18 protein-coding genes are annotated in these 26,310 nt (G+C 62.2%); 10 read left to right on the top strand and 8 right to left on the bottom strand.

Annotated features, from left to right (window positions below):
- The first annotated feature begins 33 nt into the window (after window positions 1-33).
- Window positions 34-1,188, top strand: coding sequence for a Fic family protein (locus C4S71_RS05960; RefSeq protein ID WP_086508239.1), 1,155 nt, complete (start codon window positions 34-36; stop codon window positions 1,186-1,188).
- 36 nt (window positions 1,189-1,224) lie between these two features.
- Window positions 1,225-1,566 carry a cupin domain-containing protein gene (locus C4S71_RS05965; RefSeq protein ID WP_200825239.1) on the top strand — a complete coding sequence of 114 codons (342 nt, stop codon included), beginning with the start codon at window positions 1,225-1,227 and terminating at the stop codon, window positions 1,564-1,566.
- Between the two features lie 18 nt (window positions 1,567-1,584).
- Here C4S71_RS05965 and C4S71_RS05970 read toward each other — a convergent pair whose 3' ends face one another.
- Window positions 1,585-2,238 carry a 5'-methylthioadenosine/S-adenosylhomocysteine nucleosidase gene (locus C4S71_RS05970; protein ID WP_103968531.1) on the bottom strand — a complete coding sequence of 218 codons (654 nt, stop codon included), beginning with the start codon at window positions 2,236-2,238 and terminating at the stop codon, window positions 1,585-1,587.
- A gap of 27 nt (window positions 2,239-2,265) precedes the next feature.
- Complete coding sequence (gene hmuQ / locus C4S71_RS05975; protein ID WP_103968532.1) at window positions 2,266-2,598, bottom strand: heme-degrading protein HmuQ; 333 nt, start codon at window positions 2,596-2,598, stop codon at window positions 2,266-2,268.
- 159 nt (window positions 2,599-2,757) lie between these two features.
- On the opposite strand from hmuQ, the gene C4S71_RS05980 reads away from it, so the two are divergent.
- Window positions 2,758-3,162: a GFA family protein gene (locus C4S71_RS05980; RefSeq protein ID WP_103968533.1), complete on the top strand. Its 405-nt coding sequence runs from the start codon at window positions 2,758-2,760 to the stop codon at window positions 3,160-3,162.
- Window positions 3,163-3,249: 87 nt separating this feature from the next.
- Window positions 3,250-4,521 carry a virginiamycin B lyase family protein gene (locus tag C4S71_RS05985; protein WP_200825240.1) on the top strand — a complete coding sequence of 424 codons (1,272 nt, stop codon included), beginning with the start codon at window positions 3,250-3,252 and terminating at the stop codon, window positions 4,519-4,521.
- Here C4S71_RS05985 and C4S71_RS05990 read toward each other — a convergent pair.
- Both C4S71_RS05990 and C4S71_RS05995 read right to left on the bottom strand, forming a co-directional pair.
- Complete coding sequence (locus C4S71_RS05990; protein ID WP_103968534.1) at window positions 4,481-6,214, bottom strand: PilZ domain-containing protein; 1,734 nt, start codon at window positions 6,212-6,214, stop codon at window positions 4,481-4,483. The genes C4S71_RS05985 and C4S71_RS05990 overlap by 41 nt on opposite strands.
- A gap of 133 nt (window positions 6,215-6,347) precedes the next feature.
- The gene (locus C4S71_RS05995; RefSeq protein WP_234240663.1) at window positions 6,348-8,918 is read right to left on the bottom strand and encodes a sensor domain-containing phosphodiesterase; all 2,571 of its coding nucleotides are present in this window, start codon (window positions 8,916-8,918) and stop codon (window positions 6,348-6,350) included.
- A 354-nt stretch (window positions 8,919-9,272) separates the two neighbouring features.
- Between C4S71_RS05995 and C4S71_RS06000 the strand changes: the two genes are divergently transcribed.
- From C4S71_RS06000 to C4S71_RS06010, 4 genes are all read left to right on the top strand, one after another.
- Window positions 9,273-10,286: a sensor domain-containing diguanylate cyclase gene (locus C4S71_RS06000; RefSeq protein ID WP_200825241.1), complete on the top strand. Its 1,014-nt coding sequence runs from the start codon at window positions 9,273-9,275 to the stop codon at window positions 10,284-10,286.
- A 71-nt stretch (window positions 10,287-10,357) separates the two neighbouring features.
- Window positions 10,358-11,221, top strand: coding sequence for a DUF6544 family protein (locus C4S71_RS06005; RefSeq protein ID WP_103968536.1), 864 nt, complete (start codon window positions 10,358-10,360; stop codon window positions 11,219-11,221).
- A 340-nt stretch (window positions 11,222-11,561) separates the two neighbouring features.
- Window positions 11,562-12,929 (top strand): hypothetical protein, encoded by a 1,368-nt coding sequence (locus tag C4S71_RS22280; protein WP_146064584.1) that lies wholly within the window; start codon window positions 11,562-11,564, stop codon window positions 12,927-12,929.
- Window positions 12,926-13,786, top strand: a complete 861-nt coding sequence (locus tag C4S71_RS06010) for a DNA adenine methylase (RefSeq protein WP_103968537.1) — start codon at window positions 12,926-12,928, stop codon at window positions 13,784-13,786. Before C4S71_RS22280 ends, C4S71_RS06010 begins: the two co-directional genes overlap by 4 nt.
- A 319-nt stretch (window positions 13,787-14,105) precedes the next feature.
- Here C4S71_RS06010 and recD read toward each other — a convergent pair whose 3' ends face one another.
- The 3 genes from recD to recC are packed head-to-tail and all read right to left on the bottom strand — an operon-like array spanning window position 14,106 to window position 23,862.
- A complete protein-coding gene (gene recD, locus C4S71_RS06015; protein WP_103968538.1) occupies window positions 14,106-16,448 on the bottom strand; it encodes an exodeoxyribonuclease V subunit alpha in 2,343 nt (780 codons plus the stop codon).
- Window positions 16,445-20,227, bottom strand: coding sequence for an exodeoxyribonuclease V subunit beta (gene recB, locus C4S71_RS06020; RefSeq protein WP_103968539.1), 3,783 nt, complete (start codon window positions 20,225-20,227; stop codon window positions 16,445-16,447). The genes recD and recB overlap by 4 nt, the downstream gene beginning before the upstream one ends.
- Window positions 20,224-23,862: an exodeoxyribonuclease V subunit gamma gene (gene recC, locus C4S71_RS06025; protein WP_103968540.1), complete on the bottom strand. Its 3,639-nt coding sequence runs from the start codon at window positions 23,860-23,862 to the stop codon at window positions 20,224-20,226. Before recC ends, recB begins: the two co-directional genes overlap by 4 nt.
- Window positions 23,863-24,032: 170 nt before the next feature.
- Here recC and C4S71_RS06030 point away from each other — a divergent pair, with 170 nt between their 5' ends.
- Window positions 24,033-25,025 (top strand): 5'-nucleotidase, encoded by a 993-nt coding sequence (locus C4S71_RS06030; RefSeq protein WP_086508273.1) that lies wholly within the window; start codon window positions 24,033-24,035, stop codon window positions 25,023-25,025.
- A complete protein-coding gene (locus C4S71_RS06035; protein ID WP_086508274.1) occupies window positions 25,022-25,636 on the top strand; it encodes a flavin reductase family protein in 615 nt (204 codons plus the stop codon). Before C4S71_RS06030 ends, C4S71_RS06035 begins: the two co-directional genes overlap by 4 nt.
- 53 nt (window positions 25,637-25,689) lie before the next feature.
- On the opposite strand, the gene C4S71_RS06040 is transcribed toward C4S71_RS06035, so the two are convergent.
- Window positions 25,690-26,226: a helix-turn-helix domain-containing protein gene (locus tag C4S71_RS06040; protein WP_103968541.1), complete on the bottom strand. Its 537-nt coding sequence runs from the start codon at window positions 26,224-26,226 to the stop codon at window positions 25,690-25,692.
- Window positions 26,227-26,310: the final 84 nt, after the last annotated feature.

Here is a 26,310-nt window from a genome sequence, read left to right on the forward strand (position 1 = left end):
TTATTCGGCTCACCAGTCATTCAGGGTACCGCCATGAACGCTTCAAACACGACGCCACTCTGGATCTGGCAGCAACCCGACTGGCCCGCTTTCCACTGGCGGGCCGCCGTGATCCAGCCTCGCCTTCAGGAAGCTTGGCGGTCTCTTGGGATGCTGCTGGGCAGGGTAGGCGCCCTCCCGGGCGACAAAGATCCGGCAGTAATGCTGGATACGCTGCTGCAGAACATCATTACCTCCTCGGCCATCGAAGGAGAGCGCCTTAATGCCGCCTCGGTACGCTCCTCCCTGGCGCGACGCCTCGGTGTGGCGGGCGTGGCGACGGCTGTGTCATCGCGTTCGGAAGGCATGGCCGACATAATGATGGATGCCATCGGCTCGCCGGATACGGCGCTGACCCGCGAGCGGCTCTTCCAGTGGCATCGCTGGCTTTTTCCCGATGCCGAGACATCGCTGGTCAGGCTGCGGGTAGGGGAATGGCGGGGCGAAGAGCCGATGCAGGTCGTCTCTGGCCGTCTCGACAAGCCCAAGGTGCACTTCGAAGCCCCACCTCGCCGGGTGCTGGAGGACGAAATGGCTGCCTTCCTGGCGTGGTTCGACACGAGCCGCCACGACCCGGCCCTGGACCCTCTACTGCGTGCCGGTGTTGCCCACTTCTGGTTCGTGACCCTGCACCCCTTCGAGGATGGGAACGGCCGCCTGGCCCGCGCCATTGCCGACCGGGCCTTGGCCCAGGCCGACCGACAAAGCATCCGCCTCTATACCATGTCCGCTGCGATATTGGCTGAGCGGCAGGACTACTACCGGGTGCTTGAAACCAGCCAGCGTGGTACGACGGATCTCAGCGACTGGCTGGCCTGGTTTCTCGATATCCTGCTGCAAACCTTGGAAGATGCTCTCGCCGGCATCGAGCGTACCTTGGCCAAGACACGCTTCTGGCAGCGATTCGCCGAAGCCGGCCTGTTGCCGGAACAGGTCAAGGTGCTCAATCGTCTGCTGGATGGAGGGGAGCGAGGCTTCGAAGGGGGGATCAGTGCTGCCCAATATCAGAAGGTGGCCAAGGTCAGCAAGGCCACTGCCACCCGCCATCTTTCCGACCTGCTGGCCAAGGGCTGCCTGGAGAAACTTCCGGGGGGCGGGCGAAGCACGCGCTACCGAGTGACGGGCTTCGGCCCGCCCCTTGTCCAGTGAGCGGATATGGGCCTTTAACCTTACCGCGGAGAAACCATGATGGAGCGCCTAATCCCATCGGCTGTATTGAAGACGTTGCAGGACAACAACGGTGTGCCCTTTGCCGAGGTATTCCGACACGGCTCGCTCCAAATCGAGATTTACAAGCCGGAAGGAGTGGATCGCCAAATGCCGCATACCCGAGACGAGGTGTATGTCGTCATCTCCGGCTCGGGCCATTTCGTCAACGGTGACACCCGACAGCCCTTCGAGGCCGGTGAGGTGCTGTTCGTGCCGGCGGGCGTCGTCCACCGGTTCGAAGACTTCACCGACGACTTCGCCACCTGGGTGTTCTTCTATGGCCCGGAAGGGGGCGAAGCCGCGTCGGAAGCTACCTGACCCGGCCACCCATGAGAGTCAGCGATCCAACAGCCCCTCGGCCAGCGCCACGCCGAGCCGATCCATGGCGGTGGCCAGCTTCTCGTCGATGACGTGGAGGTACTCCGTCCAGTCATTCACGTGGTGCAGCTCCGCCTTGCCGTCCGAGATGCCGCGCAGCACGATCAGCGGCACGTTGAAGCGCATGCAGGCGCGCAGGCAGGCGTAGCTCTCCATGTCCACCATATCCGCCGCGATGGCGGCATAGGCTTCGCCCGAGACGATATTGGCGCCGGTGGAGAGCGTGGCCTCGGCAATGCCGGGAATGCGCAGCGGTAGGGGCAGGATCGCCGGCAGGTCGAGGAAGGGCGTAATCCCCTTCTCGAAGCCCAGCGGTGAGGCGTCCATATCGCGGTAGGCAATGGAGGTCGCCTGATAGATCTCGGTCTGCTCCAGCACCCGGCTGCCCGCCGAGCCCAGCGACACCACCAGGTCCGGCAGGCGCCCCTGCTGGGCGTGCGCGGCAAGCGCCGCGGTGAGCTCAACCGCAGCTTCCACCGGGCCGACGCCGGTCATGAACGGCGCGAAGCGCTGCCTGAGGTGCGGGCCGTACTCGGCCTCGGCGGCCATGGCGAAGAGCACGTCGTGGCCGCCCAGGTGGGTGAGCGGCGGCGTACGCTGCGCCGCTCTCATGCGTCGATCCTCATGCGTTCCATGGCCTCAGGCATCGCTATCGTTGCCGACCGTCTGGATGACATCGAACCCTTCGAAGTTGGGCGGGCCCAGGTAGAGCCCCTCGCGCTTGCTCTGGCCGGCGTTGGCGTGGGCCTTGCGGAACGCCTCGGAGTGAGTCCAGGCCTCGAAGTCCTCCCGCGAGCGCCAGATGGTGTGCGAGGCGTAGAGCACGTGGTCCTCCTTCTCCGGGCCGCGCAGCATATGGAACTCGACGAAGCCGGGCAGGCCCTGCAGATGGGTCTCCCGCTCCAGCCAGATCTGCTCGAACTCCTTCACTCGCTCGGGATTGACCCGAAAACGGTTCATGGCGATGAACACGATAAAGCTCCTTGTGGTCGGCGGCTGATGGTCACCGAACGACGATGACACCGACGCCGGTAGGGGGCAAGCGCAGGGATGTACTCCATACCATTGGCGAGCGTGGCGGCCGATAGCGAAACGGGTATGGTAAGCGAAAGCCACCGGGAGAAGAGGCCGATGCACAAGGGAAGCTGCCTATGCGGCAAGGTGGAATACGAATACCGCGGCGAGATCGATGAAGTCTCCATGTGCCACTGCAAGCAGTGCCAGAAGGCCCAGGGCTCGGCCTTCGTTGCCGTGGCGCCCATCCGCTCGGCCGAGTTTCGCATCACCCAGGGCACGGAGTACCTCAAGGAGTATCGCGCCACGCCGGGCAAGGTAAGGGTGTTCTGCGCCGAGTGCGGTAGCCCGCTCTATAGCGCCCGCGACGACCTGCCCGAAGCCAAGCGACTGCGGCTGGGCACCCTGGATACTCCGGTAACACCCGGCAAGCGCTACCACGCCTGGGTCTCGTCCAAGGCCGAGTGGTACGAGCTTGCCGACGAGCTGCCCAGGTTCCCGCAAGCCGCGCCGAAGCGCTGATCCAACCGATATCCTGGCGTCGCTTGTTGGGCTGCCCGGGGTTATTGGCTACGCTCAGAGGACTTCGCCGCCACCGAGAACAACCACATGGCTCGCAGAACGCTTGGTTCCGTGTTCCTGGCAGCTGCGCTTTGCCACCCCTTCGCAGCCTACGCGCTGCCGGACGGGGAAGGCCGGGAAACGGTAGAAGCCGTATGCGCTGCCTGCCACGGCGTCAACCTGATCGAACGCAGCTCAGGGTACACCCATGAGGAGTGGGACTTCCTCGTCTCCACCATGATCGACCTGTCGGACGCTCCCGAGCGGCAGGACGAGATCCTCGGCTATCTCGCCGAGCACTTCCCGCCCAGCGATAATCGGGCCGCAACGCCCGCCGATGGCCCGCTGAGCGTCCAGTTCGAAGAGTGGAAGGTGCCCACGCTGGGGCAGCGCTCGCGCGATCCGGTCGAAGCGCCGGACGGCAGTATCTGGTGGGTAGGGCAGTGGCTGGACATTCTCGGCCGGCTCGACCCCGAGACGGGCGAGATGGAGGAGTTCGCGCTGCCCTCGGGAGCAAGGCCCCACTCGGTCAACATCGGCCCCGACGGTGCAGCCTGGTACACCGGCAACCGCAACGCCACCATGGGGCGATTCGACCCGCAAACCGGCGAGATCACCGAATACCCCATGCCCGACGAAGCCGCGCGCGATCCGCACACCGCCGAGTTCGCCGAGAACGGTATCCTCTGGTTCACCCTGCAGCAGAGCAACATGATTGGCCGGTTGGACCCGGAAACCGGCGAGGTGCAACTGGCCACCAGCCCGCGTGAAGGCTCGCGACCCTATGGGCTGAAGATCGCTGCGGATGGCACCGTGTGGGCTTCCTGCAACGGGGCGAACTGCCTGCTGCGCGTCGACCCCGAATCGATGGAAGTGAGCGAGATCGCCTTGCCCGAGGCCGGCACCACGGTGCGTCGACTCGATATCGACGAAGACGGCATCATCTGGTGGGTCAATTCCGGGCTGGGCCGGCTGGGGCGTTACGACCCCAAAAGCGGCGATATCCAGGAATGGGACTCGCCCAGCGGCCCGGACTCCCACCCTTACGCCATCGCCGTGTTGGACGGGGCGGTTTGGTACAACGAAAGCGGCGTGCGGCCGGACATGCTGGTGCGCTTCGATCCCGAGGCGGAATCCTTCCAGAGCTGGCCGATCCCCTCAGGCCCGGTACATGCCGGTATCTTGCGCCACATGCGCACCACCCTCGACGGCGAAGCCCTGCTGATCCATCAGAGCGGCACCAACCACATTGGCAGAGTGAGCGTGGAGAACAGTGGTTCTACACCTTCACGACCTTCAATCCGTAATCAGCGGGATTGACAATGTCCTCGAGCTTACCGATCTGAGAAAAGTCGCTTTTTGTAAGCACACTACTGATGTTGGTCTCAGGAAAGCGCAGGTTCTTGACGACGTGGACTTGGATTGGCATACCTTTGCCGTCGATATCCATTACCCAGGCGAGAAAGCCACCCGAGAACTTGGCCAGGCTACCGATCGGATACAGCCCATACACTTGAATGTATTCCACAAGCACCGTCTTGTCGTAGGCAGTATCTGCTTCATGGATCTTTCGGTAGGCATCGAGTGGTGAGCGTGGTGGTACGCCGTTACGCGCATGCATCAGCTTGTTGATCGCTTTGATCACCGCGACCAAACGAATCAGCTCAGAGAGCTGCTCGCCGCGCTTGCCCATCGGATAGCCGGAGCCGTCCGGACGCTCGTTGGCATTCTCGATCACATCGCGGCAGGTTGGGCTTGGCTCCCACCCAAGTTCGTGCTGCTTGTCGCGTAACACAGTCACATGACCCCTGAGTATCGCCTTCTGTGCCGGGTTCATGTTCACCTTGAGTGACGGTAGCTGTGCACTGACCAGTAGTGGCTTGCCCATGGTGTGCATCAAGGCGCCCAGTATCGCCTCACGCACCTGGGGATCATGTGGGTCGCGCAGCATCATGAAATCCGCCAACTGGCCAGCGACCTGGACTGCATGCCTGACCCAGTCGGGTTCGTCGCGCAGGAACGCCAGGGCATACAGTAAGGCCTTGCGGTCCTGTTCCACCAGGTAGCGCAGCGTGTCGACGCAATCATAGAAAATTTCGCTGGGGAACAGGTTACGCGTCTTCATGTACATCAACCCCACCTGGAGCTGATGGGCCACGTTCATCACGCCGCGCTCCATGGGCGACTGGCGAGTGTGCTTCTCCTGCTCCTGGGCTTCTCGTTGAAGTATCTTCTTCTCCTTGGCCCCTGGGATGAACAGCGGCGAGTGTTGGGTCATCTTTTCGTTGGACCCGGTGCGGTAGGCGGCCTCTCGCTCCGATTCATTCACGTACCGGAACAGGGCCTCTGTCTGGGGCATCGTCAGGTGGATGAACTGAACGCCGACCGCGGCATATCCATGGTTACCGAAGGGACGGATATGCCGGATCGTGCCTTCAGCGAAGAAGCTCTCACCGTTGGGGAATTCCAATGTGACCCCCGGAATGTCCTGGTCCACGCCAAGTGCGATGCTATCTGCCAAATCAATGTCGACCATGCAGCCGCCCACCGACAGGTTGCGTAGTCGGCCTGGTATGTTGAGTTCATGCAAGTAGACTTCGAGGCTGACGCGGGTCTGCATACCGAGGATGAAGGGAATGCGTACCGCTCCCCGATTCTCATGCACAAACACCGATTCGGGTAGCTGGCACTCCAGACGATACGATGTACTGTCCGTCTTAAGCAGCTTGGCGGCTACGTTGGTGAGGCTGTAGGTCTCGCGCTCGCTGGTTTGTGGGCCCTTCAGAGCTTCCAGGTCGAAGCTCAAGCTTCCTTTGGTGAAGTAGTGCTCCAGATTTCCATCACTGTATTCGGCTTCCAGCACCAGATGGCCACTATCCAGGTCGAGCTCGGTGACCTCAACGGCCAAGGCATAGGGCATGGCCTTGGAGTACAGCGAAAACTCGTGCTTGTGTTGAAGTAACGAGCGAATGACTTGTGCTGCGGGGTTGCCGGGACGGGGAGCAATAGCCATGGCGTATCCTGCGTATGGCGTCGGAGGGATTTAGTTATTGTTATTAAACGGAAAAATTGCGGCTGAGAAAAATAAGGCTCGCTAAGTAAACTATGGTATGCCTAATTCAAGGTGTCAATCAATGATGGTGTCGTCATTCATCAGCGGGAAGTCGATCCGGTAAGGCCATGAGGTCCGCCAGGGGCATGGGGCGGGCGAACAGGAAGCCCTGTAACAGGTTGCAGTTGCGACGGATCAGGTCCTGCTGCTGTTCACGCTCCTCAACGCCTTCGGCGACCACCACCAGATCCATATGATGGGCCATGGTGATGATGCCCTGGACGATGGCGGCATTACTACGGCTGGTGAGGATGTTCTGGATAAAGGCGCGGTCCAGTTTGATCTTATGGATGGGCAGGTCGCGCAGGTAGCTAAGGCTTGAGAATCCGGTACCAAAATCGTCGATAGCGACCGTGATCCGCATACCACGCAGTCTGCGGATCATCTCGATAGCCAGTTCAGCACCCACCATCAAGATACTTTCGGTCATCTCCAGCTCGAGGAGTTCGGGCGGCAGGCCCGTTTCGTCCAGGATGTCTTGTATTTCATCGAGGAAACCATCGCGGTGGAATTGCAGCGACGAGATGTTGATCGCCACCGGAAATATACGCTCCCCCTTTGCGAGCTGCCCGGCCAGGCTCTGGCACGCCTGTCTCAGAACCCAGCGGCCCAGGGGAATGATCTGGCCGGTTTGTTCGGCGATAGGAATGAAGATTCCAGGAGAGACCATGCCATGTGTGGGATGGTGCCACCTGACCAGGGCCTCGACGCTGCGAATCTGGCCACTGACGGCATCGACCACCGGCTGGTAGTAGAGCTCGAACTGGTTTTCACGCAGCGCGGTATGGAGGTCATGGCGCAGCATTACGTGCTCGCTGGTGTGCCCAACCCCTTCTCCCTGGTACCACTGCCAGGTGTTGCGTCCCTGCTTTTTTGCCGCCTCTACGGCCAGGTCGGCATGCTGTAACAATTCTTGAGCCTGGTGAACGTCTTCGTCGCTGCAAGCGATGCCAATGCTTGTACTGATGTGTAACGCGCGGCCGTCGATCTCGAACGGGTGTTCCAAAGCATTGAGAATGCGCTCAGCGGCGTCCATCACTTCTTCTCGGGCCCTGAAGCCAGGCATCAGAAAGACGAACTCATCTCCGGTGAGGCGGGCTAGGGTGTCAGTGTGGCGAAGCAGCTGCCGAAGGCGGTCGGCGACGGCCATCAGCAGTTGATTGCCGACGGTATAACCCAGTCCATCGTTGATTGCCTTGAATCCATCGAGATCGAGGTGCATCACCGCTAGCAGTTTCTGGTTCTCCCGGCTCACTCGGAAAACATGCTCGAGGCGATTCTCAAGCGCGGGTCGGTTGGGCAAGTCAGTGAGGAGGTCGTGTGTGGCCTGATGAGCAATCTGGGCCTCTTGGTTCTTCTGCTCGGTGATGTCCTCCAGGATGCCGATGAAGTGGGTGCAGCGGCCAGCCTCGTCAAAGACGGGATTGATGGCCAGTCGATTCCAGAAAGGTGTGCCGTCCTTGCGGTAATTCAGCAGCGTAACCTGCACCTCGGTACGATCCACCACGCTCTGGCGGATCTTGCCGATGGCCGCGGGGTCGGTTTCATTACCTTGCAGGAAACGACAATTTCTGCCCAGCACATCGTCCGGGGTATAACCCGTAATACGGTAGAAAGCCTCATTGGCATAGACGAGCGGCAGGTCGTGCCGGGTGGCATCGGCCATGAGGATCCCGTTGGGACTGGACTGGATGCCTCGCTGCAACAGCCTCAGCTCGGCTTCCTGACGCTTGCGCGCCGTAATGTCATGACAGATGCCGTAGACGCCGATGATGTCGTCTTCGACAGTCACTGGAAAGTTGGTGACTTCCACATAGTAGGTATGGCCGTCGGCATGGACACCCATGGTCTCGTAGTGACGCGAGGCACCTGCCTTGGCGGCATCGAAGGCCGTCTGGGTCAGCTCGCGATAGTCGGGTGCGACGAACTCGTTGAAGTGGCGGCCGATCAGGGCCCCCGCCGGGTAACCCGTGATCCGTTCCAGGGCGGCGTTGCCGCGCTGGAAGCGGCCCTCGAGATCGAACTCATAAACCCCGTCTGGATGATTCACGAACAAAGAACGGTGCCACTCGGCCAGGGTACGGTGATGGCGGCTGTCACGGTCCCTGATAACCGCCAGGGCGATCAGGGCGGCAGCCTGGATGAGCCGTCGTTTGCTGAGTTCGCTGGGAGCCCTGGCCTCTGGGTAATAGGTGCCGAACGTCCCCAGCAACTCGCCCTGAGTGGTAATCACTGGGCTCGACCAGCAGGAGCGAAATCCTTCGGCAAGGGCGGCATCACGGAAGGCCACCCAGCGTGGATCCGCCTGGATGTCTTCAGTGATGACCTGGCGACGCAGGTAGGCAGCCGCACCGAACGAGGCAGTCGAGGTGTCGACGGGAACATTCTGGAGCCGTTCCCAATAGGCTCGAGAGAAGCGCTGGCTGGGCATCAGACTGAGCGAGCTACGTGCCGGATCGAAGCGCATGAAGGCCACTACGGCACCGGGAAGCTGGATACCGATCCAGTTGGCAATCGCATCCAGTGTCGTCTCCAACGGCGCCTGCTGGGCGATCAATTCATGTATATCTTGCTGAACTTCCAGCAAGGCAAGTTCGTCCGTCACGCGTATGTCTCCATGTACCTCGCTCCCTGGCTTCAAGAGGCTGGCATTCAAGAGCAGCGAATACCGTAGGAGGTGGTTAGGCTAGGCAAAGTCGCTGCCGGAGCACAAGCAGGAAAAGCCCGCCGTGAGGAACTGGCTTGTGCCTATGAATCGGGCGCCGAGCATGAAGCGGTTGCTCGACGCTACCCCAGCTACCTTAGGTCGGCAGCTGCCAGAATTACTTTAAGAAAAATTACGCGACTGGTGCTTAGGACGATATTGGCAGTCACGGAGCACCCACCGGACAGGCTGGCGACACTTGCCAGGTCAGGTGGTTGCTGTAAAGGTAGTGTAAACCTCGCCGCGGGTGATCGCATGACACTTGAAGCCCCTCAGCAGACACTGCAGTCCTTCCACGATGGCCTGATGGGGCATCCGCTGATTCGCGAGCTGTGGAATCACTTCCCCGAGAACATGTTCCTGGTACGTGTGGAAGAGGACGGCCACTTCACGGTCGAGGCAGCCAACCCGGCGCAGATCGATACCATCGGCCGTGAGTGCCTGGGCAAGCCGCTGCCGGCCTTCATGCCTGCTGCTACGGCCGAGGCGATCTATGCGCGCTACCGTGAATGCGTGGCGCGGAACAAGCCGATGCGCTATCAAGAGCATGCCGCCTTCTTCGATGAGCATGGCAACGAGCAGTACGGTTACTGGCTGACGCTGATCGTGCCGCTGCACAATGCTGACGACGACCCGCAGCGCGTCACCCATCTTTTCGGCATCTCTCAGAACGTAACCGAGCTGCACCAGGCCCGGGATGCGCTCGAACGCCATAATCAGGTGCTGGAAGCGCGCGTGGAGCAACGTACCGCTGAATTGCAGCATGCCAACCGCGAGCTCAGACTGCTCAACGGCCAGCTTGAGGAGATGGCCACCCGCGACTTTCTTACCGGCTGCTACAACCGCCGCCATATCGAGACCCTGGGCCAGCGCGAAATCGAGCGGGCATGGCGCTACGGCACCGCGCTCAGCGTGTTGATGATCGATCTGGACGCCTTCAAGCAGGTCAACGACACCCAAGGGCATGGCGCAGGGGATGCCGCGCTCAAACGCGTTGCCGCGAGCCTGCAGAGCGCCTTGCGTGCAAACGACCTGCTGGGCCGCTTCGGCGGCGATGAATTCTTGATCCTGCTACCCGAAAGCAACAGCGAAGACGCTCGCGCCGCCGCCGAGCGCCTGCAGCAGCAGACACTTGAGCTGGCTGCCATCTCGATTAGCGTGGGGATTGCCACCCTGCGCCGCGATGACAGCCTGGAAAGCCTTACCGGCCGCGCTGACCAGCGGCTACTCGCAGCCAAGCGGGAGTATCATCGAGTAGCGTCTGATTAACGCATTCCACGAGAAGGTGACTGCCTCTGAAGGCTGAAACGGGAACGCCAGCGGAGCGAAGGAGCAGGCGAATGGCATACCTGGCAACGGCCGTAACCCTGCCGCTGGCGCTGTTACTCACCGGCGTGATCGCCATGCAGGCCTGGCGTCTGGCCGATAACCGTGCGATGGAGAATTCCTGGGCATGGCTGCAAGCCCAGGCGCCCGCCACCGCCGAAGCGTTCGATCCCGCCATGGTGGAAGGCCTTCCCGACGCCGCCCGGCGCTACTTCCTCTACACCATCGCCCCGGGTTCGCCGCTTCACGTGGTCAGCGAAATCCATATGACCGGCGAGATCGGCCTCGGTAGCAAGGAGGCACCCGGCTACCGTCCCATGCAGGCCCGACAGATCCTTGCCCCACCACACGGCTTCATCTGGCGACTCGAACGAGCCGGCGCCGGCCTGATGCAGATGAGTGGCTCGGACGGCATGGCGAACGGCCGCTCCTGGACGCGCTTCTGGCTCAACGGCACGTTGCCCGTCGCCAGGGCAGGGGGCGACGACAACCACCTGCGCGCCTCGTTCGGTCGAGCCGTGGCGGAAGCTGCCTTCTGGGCCCCGGCAGCTCTGCTGCCCCAGCACGAAGTGCGCTGGGAAGAGACCGGCGAGCCCAACCTGGCACGCGCGATCATCACCTACGGCACGCTGGAACAAGCCATCGAAATCGCCGTGGCCGAGAACGGCCAACCGCGCTGGGTACAGTTCCAACGCTGGAGCAACGCCAACCCCGAGAAGGAGTGGCGACTCCAGCCCTTCGGCGGCTACCTGGATGATTTCCAGAACTTCGAAGGCTTCACCCTGCCCACCCAGGTCGAGGCGGGCAATCACTTCGGCACCGAGGCGTACTTTCCGTTCTTTCGAGTGCGGGTGGAGGAGCAGTTGCTGGTGCCATAGCGCATCGGCTTCGTTTGGTTGCGTAGATTCGATGCACGGGAAATGTCATGCTATGGGCTTTGAGATTGATGCTCGGCCTAGCATGACGATACAGTTTTGGCTTTACTCGAATCGTATTCCCAATACAATGCATCTCTGATGCACGGTGATAGTGGCAGGTAAGGGTGGGGGGATGGCTTTCAGGCAGGTTAGATTGAAAAGCATAAAAATGGTTGATAGATGCTGTAGGGCTATGTCTTGAAAAGCTTTAGCTTTTTGAGTTGCTAAGACGAGGTGCTTGCCATCCCAGAGAAAGGCAGCAAGTTTGCAGTATGTGGTCATTTTTTACGGGGGGAGTGATATGAAAAAAAATTATACTGAGCGCACAATAAAAATTAGTAATATTTTATTGGATTTGGAAAATCCAAGATTTCCCCCCGTAAATGATCAGCGTGAAGCAATACGAACCATGTTGAGGGACCAAGGCGCCAAAATTGTTAACCTGGCGTCAGATATTTACCAAAATGGACTTAATCCTAGTTCCAAATTAATTCTATTTGAGGATGGGGGTAAATACATTGATGGTGATGGTAATCGCCGGGTGACAGCGCTGAAAGTATTGGAAACTCCATCACTGGCGGACGCTGATCCTAAAATAAGGAAAAAAATTAATTCAATCCTCAGGACGAGAGGAGAAGTTCCGACAGAAGTTGGCTGTGTGATATTCAAAAACCGCGAGGAAGCTAAGCATTGGATATCAATCAATCATAGTGGTCCGCAGGATGGAAAAGGGCAAATACCTTGGAATCCTGAGCAGAAAAATCGTTTTGAGGGTAATTTCACGATTGGACTGCAGGCTTTGGACTTGCTGGTTAATAATCAGCTTATATCTGATGGGGACAAAGAAAGGGTAAACAAAACAACTCTTGATAGAGTGTTGAGTTATAGAAGTGTTAAGCAAAGGCTCGGCATTGAAAAAAGCGGAGAGGGTTTTTTGTTTGGAGATGCTGACAGCTTGAAAAAAATTGTTTTGGCTTTGCGGGATAAAAAAGTTGATGAGGTGTATACGGCAGAAAAAGGAGCTGCCTTTGTTGAGAGTGTTTTAAATTGCGACTCCAGCGTCTTTGGCTCATGGGATGCCGATAGAAACGCTGAGGCCGGTGGAAATGGAAATACAAACTTTCAGCCTAGTTCTCGGGGAGGTGAAGCTTACGAAGGACAATCGAGCTTTAACCATGCGGGAGCCAAAACTGCCTCAGCAGAGGAAGAGGCTGGAGGTAAAACAGCTCAATCAAGGACTAGAAGGAAGGACAAACAAGGGTTAGTGGTTTTCGGTGGCTCCCTTTCCCTTCGCTCGGGTCATATTAATAATCTTTATAGGGATATAGAGCATATTTATGAATTGTATAAAAGCAAAAAAACAGCATTCAGTAACGATTTCGTTGTCATTTTTAGAATGTCATTGCGCATGCTTGCCGAGACAGCTGGTCGAGAAGTTGGAAAAGATTTAAAACCATTTTTAATGGACAATTTTGATCAGGCAAAAAAAAGTTTGAGCGATGACGAAAAAACTTCCTTGTCAAGTCAGAGCGTGGAGAAAGGAAAGATCGTTCAACTTTTCCAAACAGGTGCGCATGATTATTCAAATTCGAGAAATGAAGAGCAGGCTGTAGCTCTTTCTGTTATTCTCGGTGCTATTCTGAGAATAACTCACGGGAGGGAGTCATGAGCGTCGCACACTCTCCTTTGCGGTATCCTGGAGGAAAAAATTGTATATTTCCTTTTGTTTCTAGTTTGATTTCGGAGAATAACTTAAATGGTTGTAGATATATTGAACCCTATGCTGGCGGTGCAGGCCTAGCGCTTCGCTTGCTGTATGAAGAATATGCAGAAAGTATAGTGATTAACGACTTGGACCCATTGGTTTATGCTTTTTGGAGCATATGCACTGCACAAGCGGATCGCTTGATGGACTGGATTGATAAAACCCCTGTGACAGTAGAGTCTTGGCGTAATTGTAAGGAAATTCTTCGCCGTTCAGGAAGTGTGGACAGTTTTAGTTTAGCCAGTTCCTTTTTCTTTTTGAATCGAACGAATGTCTCCGGTGTATTAAATGGAGGGGTTATTGGTGGGCTGAGTCAAGCAGGAAAGTATAAAATAGATGCCCGATTTAATAAAAAAGAGCTAATACGCAGGATTGATAAAATATCTCGGTTCTCCAGTCGTATCCATGTTGCCAACATGGATGGTGTGAATTTAATAAAAAATTTTCATGGATACGCTGAAAACACCTTCTTGTATCTGGATCCGCCATATTATGAGAAGGGCTCAAATCTCTATCTTAATGCGTATAAAGAAGAAGATCATGAACGACTTTCTAACCATGTGAAGAAGCTTTCAACTCCTTGGCTTTTGTCGTATGACAATAATTCTTTCATAAATAGCCTGTATCATTCATTTGAAAAAAGAGCCTATAGACTACAGCACTCAACCTCTAATAAAATCGGTGATGAAGTGTTGATTTTTTCAGATAAAATTAGTTTTAATAACTCTCTTGGAAAATTAAAAATGGTCGTGCCTGTGTAATTTTATAGATTGTGGGGTGTAAGTGTTTAAACGGAGCTTAAAGAAAGCATATTGTTCCTAATGGGTTCCTGTTTTTACAGTAATGATGCCTGTCTTGCAGGCCTTGCTGCGTCTTAGATTCTTTTGTCAGTTTTAGGGGGCTGAACTTGCGATGTACCACCTTTTTGTCGTGGCCATAGTCGTTTCCTCATGGTGTTACAGCCGAGCGTCAGACACTCGTTCTATAACCCACGGGGGGCACTCTGACCACTTTGCTTTTTAGCGGCTGACTGTCAGGTAAATACCTTCATACTTCATATTAGTTAAACGCCACCATGCTTTACACGGCCAACCCACTCACCCTGACCACCTCCCTTGTCACAGCCTCATCCAGCATGCCGCGCCCCGTCTCCACCAGCGTCAGCCAGTCCCTGGCGCGGGTGATGCCGGTGTAGATCAGCTCGCGCGTGAGGATGGGGTTGGGGGCGTCGGGGAGCAGCAGGGTGGTGTGCGTGAATTCCGAGCCCTGGGATTTGTGTACCGTCATGGCGAACACGGTTTCCACCGCTTGCAGGCGGCTGGGCAGTACCCACTTGATGTCGCTGCTGCCGTCGCTGGCCGGAAAGGCGACGCGCAGCAGGGTACGGCCGGGCGATTCGCTTGCGCTGCGGGCCTCGGGCACGGCGAGGGTGATGCCGATATCGCCGTTCATCAGCCCCAAGCCGTAGTCGTTGCGGGTGACGAGCACCGGGCGACCTTCAAACCAGCCCTGTTCCAGCTCCAGGTCGCTGGCCTTGAGCCAGCCGGCGCGGCGCAGGGCGCGGCCGATGCGCGGGTTCAGCCCTTCGATGCCCCAGGGGCCTTTCCTGAGTGCGCACAACAACTGGAAGTGGCCGTGGGCGGCGAGTACCTGGCGGGCCCAGTCGTCGTAGGGCTGGCGTGCATCGCCTTCGCCGAAGAAGGGCTGGGCGGGCCGCGCTGCCTGTATCACGTCCAGGTAGTGGGCGTAGCCGCGGGGCGGTGCGATGGGCTCGCCGCGGCGGTCGTGGCGGCCTTCGCCGCTGTCGGTGAATCCGGCGGGGTTGCCGTTCACCACCAGGCGATCCAGCGCCGGGTCGTCGGCGTCCGCCAGGGCGAGGCGGGCGATGTCGGCGTAGCGTGACTTTCCATCGGTGCCGAAGATCTCACGTACCGCGCGTTTCTTTTCCTTCTGTGCCTCTTTCTCGTTCTGCTCAGGAGCGAGCGGGCGATTGACCGCTTCGGCGAGCTGGCCGATGCCGCTCTTGGCATCGAAGCGGTGGCTCACCCGCAGCATGGCGATGGCCTGGTCCAGCGGCTGGCCGCCTTCGTCGTGGTAGCGTTCGGGAATCGGCGTGCCGGTCACCCGTTGCAGCCAGTCGCAGGTGGCCGGGGTGTAGTGGCCGCCTTCGGCGCGTTGGCACAGGTCGCCGAGCACGGCGCCGGCCTCCACCGAGGCGAGCTGGTCCTTGTCGCCGAGCAGAATCAGCCGCGCCTTGGGCGGCAGGGCGGTGAGCACGGCGGCCATCATCTCGATATCCACCATCGAGGCTTCGTCGATCACCAGAGCGTCCAACGCCAGCGGGTTGCCGGCGTGGTGGCGGAAGTGGCGGGTATCCGGCCGTGAGCCCAGCAGCCGATGCAGCGTGGTCACTTCGGTGGGAATGCTGTCGCGCAGAATTGAGATATCCACACCCTGTTGGCCCACGGCGGCGGCCAGTTCCACCAGCGAAAGCCCCTGCACCTGCTTGGCAATGGATTCGTTGAGCCGTGCGGCGGCCTTGCCGGTGGGGGCGGCCAGGCGGATGCGTAGCGGGCGCGGGGCGGTGCCGGCGGGTGCGGTTTCGCCCAGAGCGAGCGCCTGCAGCAACGCGAGCAGCTTGACCACGGTGGTGGTCTTGCCGGTGCCGGGGCCGCCGGTGATCACGGCGAAGCGCGAGCGGCTGGCCAGCGCACAGGCGGCCTGCTGCCAGTCGAGTTCATGCCCCGGGGTGAAGAGTGCCGCCAGCGCCCGGGCCAGGGTGACGGTATCGGCTTCTGCCTCGGTGGTGGCAGTAAGTCGGCTGCCGATAAGGCCGCGAATGTCCTGCTCGTACTGCCAGTAGCGGCGCAGGTAGAGCCGCACGTTGCCGTCGCGCTCGCTGCGCACCAGCGGAGTGTTTCCCGGTGGTTCGTTGCCGTCCGCCACCAGGGCGGGGTGGTGCAGGGCAGCATGCCAGGTGGCGAGATCCAGCTCGGCCAGCAGGTCGCTGGGCAGCGGCGGCGGGTCGCTGAGGTCGTCGCCTTCCGGCGGCAGCGAGAGCGCCAGGTCGGGGGCGGCGAGAGTCTGGGCGAGATCGAGGCACACGTGGCCGCGACCAAGCTGATGGCTGGCCAGCGCCGCGGCGAGCAGCAGCAGGGGCGGGGTGTCGTTCACCTCGCGCTGGAAGAAGCTCGCCAGCGCCCGATCCAGCGCGCGCAGCCAGCCGCGCTCCACCCAGCGGTCGAGCAAGGCGAACAGCGCCTGGATGTCGTGAAGCGCGGCTTGGTGCGGTTCCGGCTCGGCTTGGGGCGGTTCAGGTTCGGCGCCCTCGTCGGCTGCCTGGCGGCTGCCTGCTGATTCCTCTCCGAGATCGGCGAACAGGTCCGGGGTAGCGTCGTCGTGGTGCTTGCTGCGCTTGCTCATGCCGGCGCCTCCGTGGTGGTGCGGGTGCCTGCCGCTCGGGCGTCGCCCTGGAACAGTGCGTCCAGCGCTTCGATCAGTTCCCGCGGGGGGCGCTCGGCATGTACGCCGCGGCTCTCCGCATTGGCGCCCCTGAGAAAGACGGTGAGCGAGCCGCCGATATGCCGGTCGTAATCGTAGCCTGGTAGGCGCGCCTTGAGCAGCCGATGCAGGGCCAGCAGGTAGAGCGCGTACTGCAGGTCGTAGCGCTTGGCGGCCACCGCCTGGCGCATGGCCTCCTGGCTGTAGGCGCTGTCGTCCGGCCCCAGGTGGTTCGATTTCCAGTCGGCCACGTAGTAGCGCCCATCAAATTCGAACACCAGATCGATGAAGCCCTTGAGCATGCCGTTGAGAGTGTCGGCATCCAGCGCGGGGCGGGGCAGGCCGGCACCCGAGCCGTTATCCGGGGTTGCCAGTGTGTAAGCACTTACGAGGGCATCCAGCCGACGGGTGTCGACCTGGCGCGAGGCGAACCAGAACTCCATCTCGACCTGATAGCTCGTCAGCGCTTCGAGCCTGAGGCTGCCCGCGCCGTTGGGCAGCGGCAGCGGGGCGGCGAGCAGGGTGCCGAACCAGGCGTGCAGGGTGTTCAGCCACGGCTGCCAGCCGCGCACCTGGCAGCGCCGCGCCAGGGTCTCCTCGCGCAGGGCCGGGTCGCGGGCCACGCGGGCAAAGCCGTGCTCGCCGGCCCATTCCAAAATCCCATGAAGAAATGTCCCAGGCCCTGGGCCTCGGGGGAACCGATGCAAGGAAGGCAACGGTTCGCTCTGGCCGCTGTCGCGGGGCTCTTCCAATACCTCCAGCGCGGTGGCCTCCATGGCGGTAGCGGGTTCCGGCAGGCTGCCGCTCCGCTGCGCTTCGCTGTCATGGGGCTTAACAGGTGAGTCAGTTCTTACTGGGGCGCTGGCCGATTCGACGCTGACGATCTCACCGGAGAGGCGCAGCGCCGAGTAGCTGGCGATCCACCAGTGCTCCCGAGCGGGGCGCGTGGGGGAGCGTGCTTCGCCCAGGGCGTCGTCGCGCTCGGTTTGGCGAACGATCTGGGCGTGAGCCGGCGGCGCCGGGGCGATCTCGATGGCGACGCAGTCGCCCTTGAGCCTGGCGAGCGCTTCGCTGAATCCGGTTGGGCCGAGCAGGTCGCCGTTGGCCAGCAGTTGGCCGATGGCGCTGCCTTCGCCGCCCTTGAGCGGGGCCATGCCGAGCCAGGTGGCGTGGCGCGCGCGGGTCAGCGCCACGTAGAGCTTGCGCAGGTCCTCGCCCAGGCGTTCGCGGTCGACGGTGGCCAGGGTCTCCTCGTCGGCTTCCAGGCTGATGCGCAGGCGGCCCTCGGCGTCGTGCCAGCGCAGCGGCGAGTCGTCCTTCTTCGTCGGGCGGTGGTTGCAGATGAAGGGCAGGAACACCAGCGGGTACTCCAGCCCCTTGGACTTGTGAATGGTGATGACCTGCACCAGGTCGGCGTCGCTCTCCAGGCGCAGCTTGTGGGTGTCGCCGTGGCCTTCGGGGTTGGCGATGGCCTCGGCGAGAAAGCGAATCAGCGCGTGTTCGCCGTCGAGCTCCTGGCTGGCGTGTTGCAATAATTCCCCTAAGTGCAGCAGGTCGGTAAGTGCTCTCTCACCGTCGCTGGCAGGCCCCCAGGCGAGCAGACGCGTAGCCACGTCGAAGTCGTGGATGATCTTGCGCACCAATGGCAGCACGCCCTGGCGCTGCCATAGCCGGTGGTAGTCGCGGAACTGCAGCACGCGGCCTTCCCAGGCCAGCTCGTCTTCGTTCAATCGATCCAGCGTGGCGATATCGAGTCCCAGCACCGAGGTGGCCAGGGCGGTACGCAGCAGCCTGTCGTCGTCGGGTGCCGCACAGGCGCGCAGCCAGGCGTCGAGCTGAGGAGCGACCGGCGAGGCGAACACCTTGTCCTTGTCCGAGAGGTAGACGCTCTTCACCCCGCGCCGGGCCAGCGCCTGACGGATCGAGCGCGCCTCGCCCAGGCCGTTGACCAACACCGCCATATCGGAAGGCTTGAGCGGCTGCAATTCACCCTGCTCGTTGCGGAAGCCGGCACTGCCGCTTAGCCCCTCGTTGAGCAGCTCCACCATGGTGGAGGCGCAGCGCTCGGCCATCTCCTGCTGGTAGGCGGTCTTGGAGAGCGGTTCGTCGCATTCGAGCTGCCACAGGGTCATGGCCGGCAGGGGCTGGCCCTGGCGGGTGAGTGAGTCCTTGCGTCCTTTGGCGCCAACCGCATTGAAAGGAACGGGGTTTTCCTCGGGCGAGTTGAACAGGAAGGCGCCGGGCGGGTGCGCTTCGGCAAATGCGAAGCAGCGGTTCACCGCCTCGACCATCTCGCGGCTGGAGCGGAAGTTGGTGCCCAGGGTGACGTGGCGGCCTTGGGTGTCGCGGCGGGCGCGCAGGTAGGTATGGATGTCGGCGCCGCGGAAGGCGTAGATCGCCTGCTTGGGGTCGCCGATCAGAAAGACGCCGCACTCCGGGCGGTTCTCGCGGATGCGGTACACGCAGTCGAAGATGCGGTACTGCACCGGGTCGGTGTCCTGGAACTCGTCGACCAGGGCGACCGGGAACTGGCGGCGGATCTGTGCGCCCAGCGCCTCGCAGTTGGGGCCGGTGAGCGCCCGGTCGAGATGGGTGAGTAGCTCGTTGGGGCCCATCTCGGCGCGGCGTTCCTGCTCGCGGTCGAGCCGCGCCCGGCACCAGTGCACGGCGTGGGTGAGCAGGTCGGCGTAGGGATCGGGCAGGGCGTTGAGTTCGTCCTGGAGCTTTTCCAGCGCGGCCAGCGCCGGGTGATCCGGCGGCTCGCCCTTGAGCCAGATATCGGCCATGCCCTGGGGCGTGAGGCGCTTCCAGGCGGCGTCGGTCAGGCCGGGCCAAGTGGCCTCCCCTTGGCACCATTCACGCAGGGCGCCGAGCCAGTTGGCGCGGCTCTTGGCGTTGAAGCTCTGGCCTTTGAAGGCCTTCTGCTGGGCGGCCTCTTCGAACAGCTCCTCGCACTCGTCCACCCACTGGGGCCAGGGGGCCTTGAGCGGGGCCAGGCGCTCGGCGGTCTCGCGGCTGGCGTTGGCGATGGTCTCGGCTGGGGGCGGGGCGTGCTTGTTCAGTGCCTCGGCTTCGGGCATCAGGCCGCGCACGGCGGCGTGGAGCTGCTCGGGGGTACTCCAGTGGCGCACCACGGTGGCCAGCTCGTCGAGGTTGAGCGGGTAGTAGAAGCTGCGCCAGTAGTCGCGCACCACCTCGAGCTCCAGCTCGGTCTGGTCGTTTTCCAGGTTGAGCGAGAACAGGCTGCCGCTGTCGAAGGCGTGCTCGCGCAGCATGCGATAGCACCAGCTGTGGATGGTGGAGACGGCGGCCTCGTCCATCCATTCGGCGGCGAGCTGCAGGCGCCGGGCGCAGGCGGGCCAGGTGGCGGGGTCATATTGAGCGCGTAATTGAAGCAGCAGATCGTCGCCCTCGGCACCTTGCGCCGGTTGCAGAAACACATTGGCCGCCTCCACCAGCCGCGCGCGAATCCGCTCGCGCAGCTCCTGGGTGGCGGCGTTGGTAAAGGTGACGACGAGGATCTCGGGCGGCGTGAGCGGGCGTTCGAAGGCGGCATCGTCGTTGGCCGAGCGGGCGCCGAGTACCAGGCGCACGTAGAGCAGGGCGATGGTGAAGGTCTTGCCCGTGCCCGCGCTGGCTTCGATCAGGCGGCTGCCGTGAAGCGGAAACGACAATGGATCTAACTGCGTGACCTCGCTCATGCCTGGCTCCCCGATGTATTCTTCCCGCTCTGTTTCTTGTCACCCTCTTTCTTGTCGCCTTTCACGGCCAGATGCACCGGGGCGAGCAGGCGCTCGGTGAGTTCGGCGAAGCCGAGCTTGTCCTGGCGGGCTTCATAGAGCGCAGTGAAGCTGGGCCAGCGGTGGGCGAGGTAGGCGTTGCGGCCCGCCTCGCCGGCATTGAAGTCGTCGCCGTTGTAGGTGCTGGCGGCGGCGCGCCAGGCGTCGCTGTCGCGCTCGGTATCGGGCGTTCCCAATTTGCTCAGCCACACGAAGGCGGTGTCGCAGGCCAGCGGCAGCGGCACCTGCATGCCGGCCTGCCAGGTGCGGACGATCTCGCGCAGCTGCAGGCGGGCCGCTTCCGGATCTAGGGGCGGCAGGGTGACGTGGCCGGCCTTGGAGAGCAGCAGGCTGGTCATGGGCCTGTCGTTTAGATGGCCTGCCAGGTGCGCGACCCAGTGGCGCAGGATGTGCGACCAGCGGTACTTGCCTTTCTTCACCAGGCTGCTGCTGGCGAGCACCAGGCGGCAGCGCTCGCCGGTGGCGCTCTCGCGCAGTTCGTCGAGCCAGTCTTCGAGGGGCGGGGCGCCGGGCACGTCGAGCTGCACCGGCTCGGGCTCCTCGATGGCGTGGGGCCAGGCGTCCAGCGCTTCCTCGTAGGCTTCGAACAGCGCGTCCATCGGTTCGCTGAGCTGTTCGCGCATGCGCTCGCCGAAGGCACCCATGGCCAGTACGCCTTGACCCTGCAAACGGTCGAGGGTGTCGAGCAGCACGGGCAGGCGCTCGCGGCCTTCGTCCACGGCACGGCGCTGCTCGCGGATCAGCAGGTCCTGTAGCTGCCAGTTGGCGAGGCCGTCCAGGTCGAAGGGCTCATGATCGAGGCTGACGATGTCCTCGCGTTCCAGGAAGACCTTGAGGCGCGTGGTGAAGAAGGCGCGGGCCGGGTCTCTCAAGAAGCTCCCTAGCTGCGTAATAGTCAGCGGGGTGTCCTGCGTGTATGGCGTCAGGTCGAGGGGCGCTGTTTCCGGTGCCGCTTCGCCGTGCACCTCGCGCCACTCGTGGGCGAAGGTGAACAGCCGCCGGGCCGAGATGCTGCGCTCGGTCTGTTGTGCCGCGCTGGGGAAGTAGGTGCGGCTGAACGGCTGCAGCGGGTGCTCGGTGGTGAGGGCGGGGAGCAGGTCGCTGCCATCGCTTGTGCGCCAGCCGGCCTGTAGATGATCGCGCAGCTGGCCGACCAGCACCGAGGGCGGCTTCTCGCTGTTGTCGACGATGCTGCGGCCCACCCAGCTCACGTAGAGCTGCTCGCGGGCGGAGAGCAGCGCTTCCAGGAACAGGTAGCGGTCGTCCTCGCGGCGCGAGCGGTCGCCGGGGCGGTAGTCGCCGTTCATCAGGTCGAAGTCCATCGGCGGGTGGCTGCGTGGGTAGTCGCCATCGTTCATGCCCAGCAGGCACACCCGCTTGAAGGGAATGGCGCGCATCGGCATCAGGGTGGCGAAATTGACCGCACCGGCCAGGAAGCGCTGCGACAGGCTCGGCTCGTCGATCTGGGCCAGCCAGTGCTCGCGCACCACCGAGAGCGGCAGCTCGCGGGTCAGCCCGGCCTCTTCGGCGCTCTCCTGCCAGCTCTGCAGCGCCTGTTCGAGCTGGGACAGCATCAGGCTGTCTTCCGGCGCTTCCGCCAGAAAGCTCGCTTCCAGCAGGGTGCGCAGGCGCGCTACCCAGCCGACCACGTCGGTGGGCTCGCGCAGGCGGCGCCACTGCTGTTCCAGGGTTTCCAGCAGCGCGGCCAGCGGCCCGGCCAGCGCCGCTTCCAGCCCGCCGATGTCGTCGAAGGGTTCGATGCCCTGCCACGGGCCGCTGGCGGCCTCGCCCACGGCGTAGCCCAGCAGCAGCCGGCGCAGGCCGAAGGCCCAGGTGTTCTGCTCCATGCCGGCGGGCAGGTCGAGGCTGCCGCGCTGGCCGGCGTCGAGCCCCCAGCGGATGCCGGCGCCCTCGATCCAGCGGCGCAGGGTGGGCACGTCCTGCTCGTCGATGCTGAAGCGGGCGCGCAGGGCGGGCACGTCGAGCAGGTCGAGCAGGTCGCTCACCGAGAGGCGCAGCTCCGGCAGGCGCAGCAGTTTCTCCAGCGCGATCAGCAGCGGCAGGCGGTGGCGGCTGCCCTGGTCGGAGAGGGTGAAGGGGATGTAGCGCGGGTCGTCGCGTTCCAGCTGTCCGAATACCGCCTGAACATGCGGAGCGTAGTGGTCGATATCCGGCACCATCACGATCACGTCGCGGGGCTTGAGCTTCGGGTCGGCGCTGAAGGCGGCGAGCAGCTGGTCGTGGAGAATTTCCACTTCGCGCTGGGGGCTGTGGGCGGCGTGGAAGACGAGGGAGTCGTCGTGGTTCGGGTCCACCGCCGGCCAGGTCTCGCGGGTCTCGTGCAGCGGGCGCAGCTCGCGGATGTCGTCCTGCAATTGCTGCAGCAGCCGGCCGTGGCCTTCGCGCACGAAGGGCTCGAACAGGTCGATGCGCAGCGAGTCGGCCCGGAACAAGGCCTCGTACTGCTGGGCGTCGTCGTGCTCGTCGAGCAGGCGCAGGTAGTCGCGGCCCTGCTTGCCCCAGGCGGCCAGCAGCGGCTGGGCGTGCAGGTGCAGGCTCTCGGCTCCGTCATCACTGGCGTCGCCAACGCCGAGCACGTCGAGCCGTTCGGGCATGCCGGCCTTGCGCCGCTGTCGGTAGCGCTGGGCGCGGAGCAGGTCCTTGTGTTCGATGATGTCGGCCCAGTAGTGCTGGCAGGGGTTGTGCACGCACAGCACCACCTGGCAGCAGCGGGCGATGGCGGCCAGGGCTTCCAGCGCCTGCTGGGGCAGCGAGGAGATGCCGAACACCATCACACGCCGAGGCAGGCCGGGGGGGCATTCGCCGCCGTGAAGCTCACGTGCGGCGGCGAGAAAGCGCCGGTGCACCATGGCGCGGCTGGAGGCCACTCCGTCGTCGCCCACGTCCTCGGCAACGCTGTTCACCACGGCCCGCCACAAGGCCGGTTGCCAGCGCTGGGAGTCATCCAGCGGGCGGGCTTCGCCGCGGGCGGAGATCAGCACGTCCTCGCCGCGAGCCCAGGCCTCGAGCCAGTCGGCGCGGTACACCTGGTACTGGTCGAACAGGTCGGCCAGGCGCTCGGCGAGCTGATGGTGCTTGCGCAGGTCGCTGTCGCCTTCGAGGAAGCGGCGCAGCGGGGCGAACTCGTCACGCGGCATCAGTTCCGGCAGCAGGCGCAGCAGTCGCCACAATAGGCGTGACTTGTCGAAGGGCGAGGTGGCCGGCACCGCGTTGGGGTCGCCCTCTACATGGTTGAGCACCGCACGGTAGGCCTGCCACAGGAAGCGCGCCGGCAGGGTGACGTCCAGCGCGGCGGCGATGCCGCTGCCGCCGTCGGCCTCGTCGGCGGCCAGCGCCAGCTTCATCCACTGACCGATGCCGTTGCTCTGCACCAGGATCGTCTCGTTCTCCAGCGGTGCCAGCGGGTGGCGCTTCATCCACTCCACCGCTACGCCGCGCAGATCCTCCAGGCGATTGCCGTGAACGACCATGAAGCCGGGGGTGAGCGTATTCTCCTGGGAAGCGGCGAACGGCATGGCGGGTCCTTGCTGCAAACTTGAATACAGTTTTGCAGTTTTACAGGTTTACGCTTTTACCGTCATGCGCTTCCAAGCCGATACGCCGATACGGATAGGCGCTTGTCTGGCAGGGAGCGCTGAGGCATGGTCTGGAGATCGTGCATTGCACTTCTTCATCAGGGACGGCCATGGCCTACGATCTCAGCGAACGCTTGGTAATCGGGCTGGCATCCAGCGCCTTGTTCGATCTGGAGGAATCCGATCGGGTCTTTCGCGAGCAGGGCGAGGCGTCCTATCGCATCTATCAGCGTGACAACGAGAACAAACCGTTAAGCACTGGCGTTGCCTTCCCGTTCATCAAGCGACTGCTGTCGTTGAACGAGCTGAGCCCGGACAACCCGCCCATCGAGGTGGTGCTGCTTTCACGCAACGATCCGGAAACCGGGCTGCGGGTCATGAAGTCGATCGAGCACCATGAGCTGGGCATCACACGGGCCATCTTCCTGCAGGGGCGTTACCCCCATCGCTTCATTCCGGCGTTGAACATCAGCCTCTTTCTGTCTGCCAATCGCCAGGACGTCGATCAGGCAATCCTGGCCGGGCATCCGGCGGGGCAGGTGCTGTCGTCGGGCGATCTCGACCTGACCGACGAGGAGGAGCTGCGCATAGCCTTCGACTTCGATGGCGTGCTGGTCACCGACGAGTCCGAAACCATCTACCAGCAGCAGGGGATCGAGGCGTTTCGCGAGTACGAGCGAGCCAATGCACAGGTGCCGGCGGAGGCGGGTTTGCTGGCCGTTTTCCTGCGCAAGCTGGCCCACATCCAGATGCTGGAAAAGCAGCGCGAAGAGGAAACGCAGGGAGCCTATCGACCCAAGGTCAGGGTCTCCATCGTCACCGCCCGCAACGCGCCGGCCCATGAGCGGGTCATCCATACCATGCGCAGCTGGGGCGTGACCGTCAACGAGGCCTATTTCCTCGGCGGCATCGCCAAGGAGCATGTTCTCGGCATCATCAAGCCGCATATTTTCTTCGACGACCAGGCATCCCATCTCTCGGCCACCAGCGATATTCTGCCGTCGGTGCATGTGCCGTTCGGTCAGCTCAACCAGGGTTTGGGTGTGAGTGAGGAAAGCGCCGTTCGGTCTGGCCATTCATCGCTGGAAGAGGATCATTCATGAGCGACTATCTGTTGGAAGAGTCACCGCTGAGCAGCGGCGCCATCTATCGATTGTTCTGCGGCACCATCTGTCCGCGCCCCATCGCCTGGGTCTCGACGCATGATCGCGACGGTAACACCAATCTGGCGCCGTTCTCCTTCTTCAACGTGGTGAGCGTGGCGCCGCCTGTGCTGGGCTTTTCGCCGCTGCTCAACGGCGAGGGTCAGCCAAAGGACACCATTCGCAACCTGGAGCAGGTGCCGGAGTGCGTGGTGCACATCAGCGGCGAGGCACTGGTCAACGAGATGAACGCCACCAGCGCCAGCCTCCCGGCGGGAGAGGATGAGTTCGCCCTGGCGGGGCTGGAGAAGGTGACCATGCCGGGGCTGTCGGTGCCGCGGGTGGCGGCGGCGCCGGTGTCCTTCGGCTGCCGGCTGCGCGAGATCGTGCGCTTCGGCGACCAGCCCATGGCGGGCTGTCTGGTGCTGGCGGAGGTGGTGTCGATTCACATCGACGATGCCATCTGGAACGGCCGTCACGTGAGCGTCGAGGCACTCAAGCCCATCGGGAGGATGGCGGGCAGCGACTATGCCCGTACGACCGACCTGTTCGGGCTGGAGCGGCCGGCGTAGTCCGACAGAGTGAAGGGCCGCTCTGGCGTCGTGACGGGACCGCGATGGCCCGCTCACTCCGCGGGGCCCTGGGCGTGCAGGCGGCGCCAGCGCTGCGGGGTCATGCCCAGCCGGCGGTGAAAGTGGCGGGTGAAGTGCGATTGGTCGTAGAAGCCGCAGTCGCGAGCGATGCTTGAAAGGGGCTCGTCGCTGTTGCGCATCAGTTCGCAGGCCTTCATCAGGCGTCGTCGCGTCACGTAGGCCAGCGGCGGCTCGCCGAAGGTGTGCGTGAAGGCGTGTGAAAAATGGCTGAGGCTGAGACGGGTCTGGCAGGCCATGTCGGTGACACGGATCGTCGAGCCCAGATGCTGTTCGACGAAGGCCATCACGCGTTTGACCTGCCAACTGACCAAGCCACCGTGCAAACACGGCTTCGGGCCGGCTTCCGGTGAGGGCTGGGCGAGCAGGTTCATGGCCTGCACCAGGCTGGCGCGTGCCGCTTCCTGATTCATGGGCAGGGCGGCTTCGGCGGCATCCAACAGCTTTAACAATTGATCCCGCAGCTCTACCAGGGCGGTAGGTGGGGCGTGCCTGCTCGTAAGCGGAATCATCACATTGCTCCCGAACGATTCGGAAGTCCCGGTGGCGACGGCTGGAGAGGTCGCTCGGTGGCTTGGTCTGGGTCGAAGTCCGAT

Origin of the sequence: Billgrantia desiderata (genome assembly GCF_900108215.1) — a bacterium.
Taxonomy (GTDB): Bacteria; Pseudomonadota; Gammaproteobacteria; order Pseudomonadales; family Halomonadaceae; genus Halomonas; species Halomonas desiderata.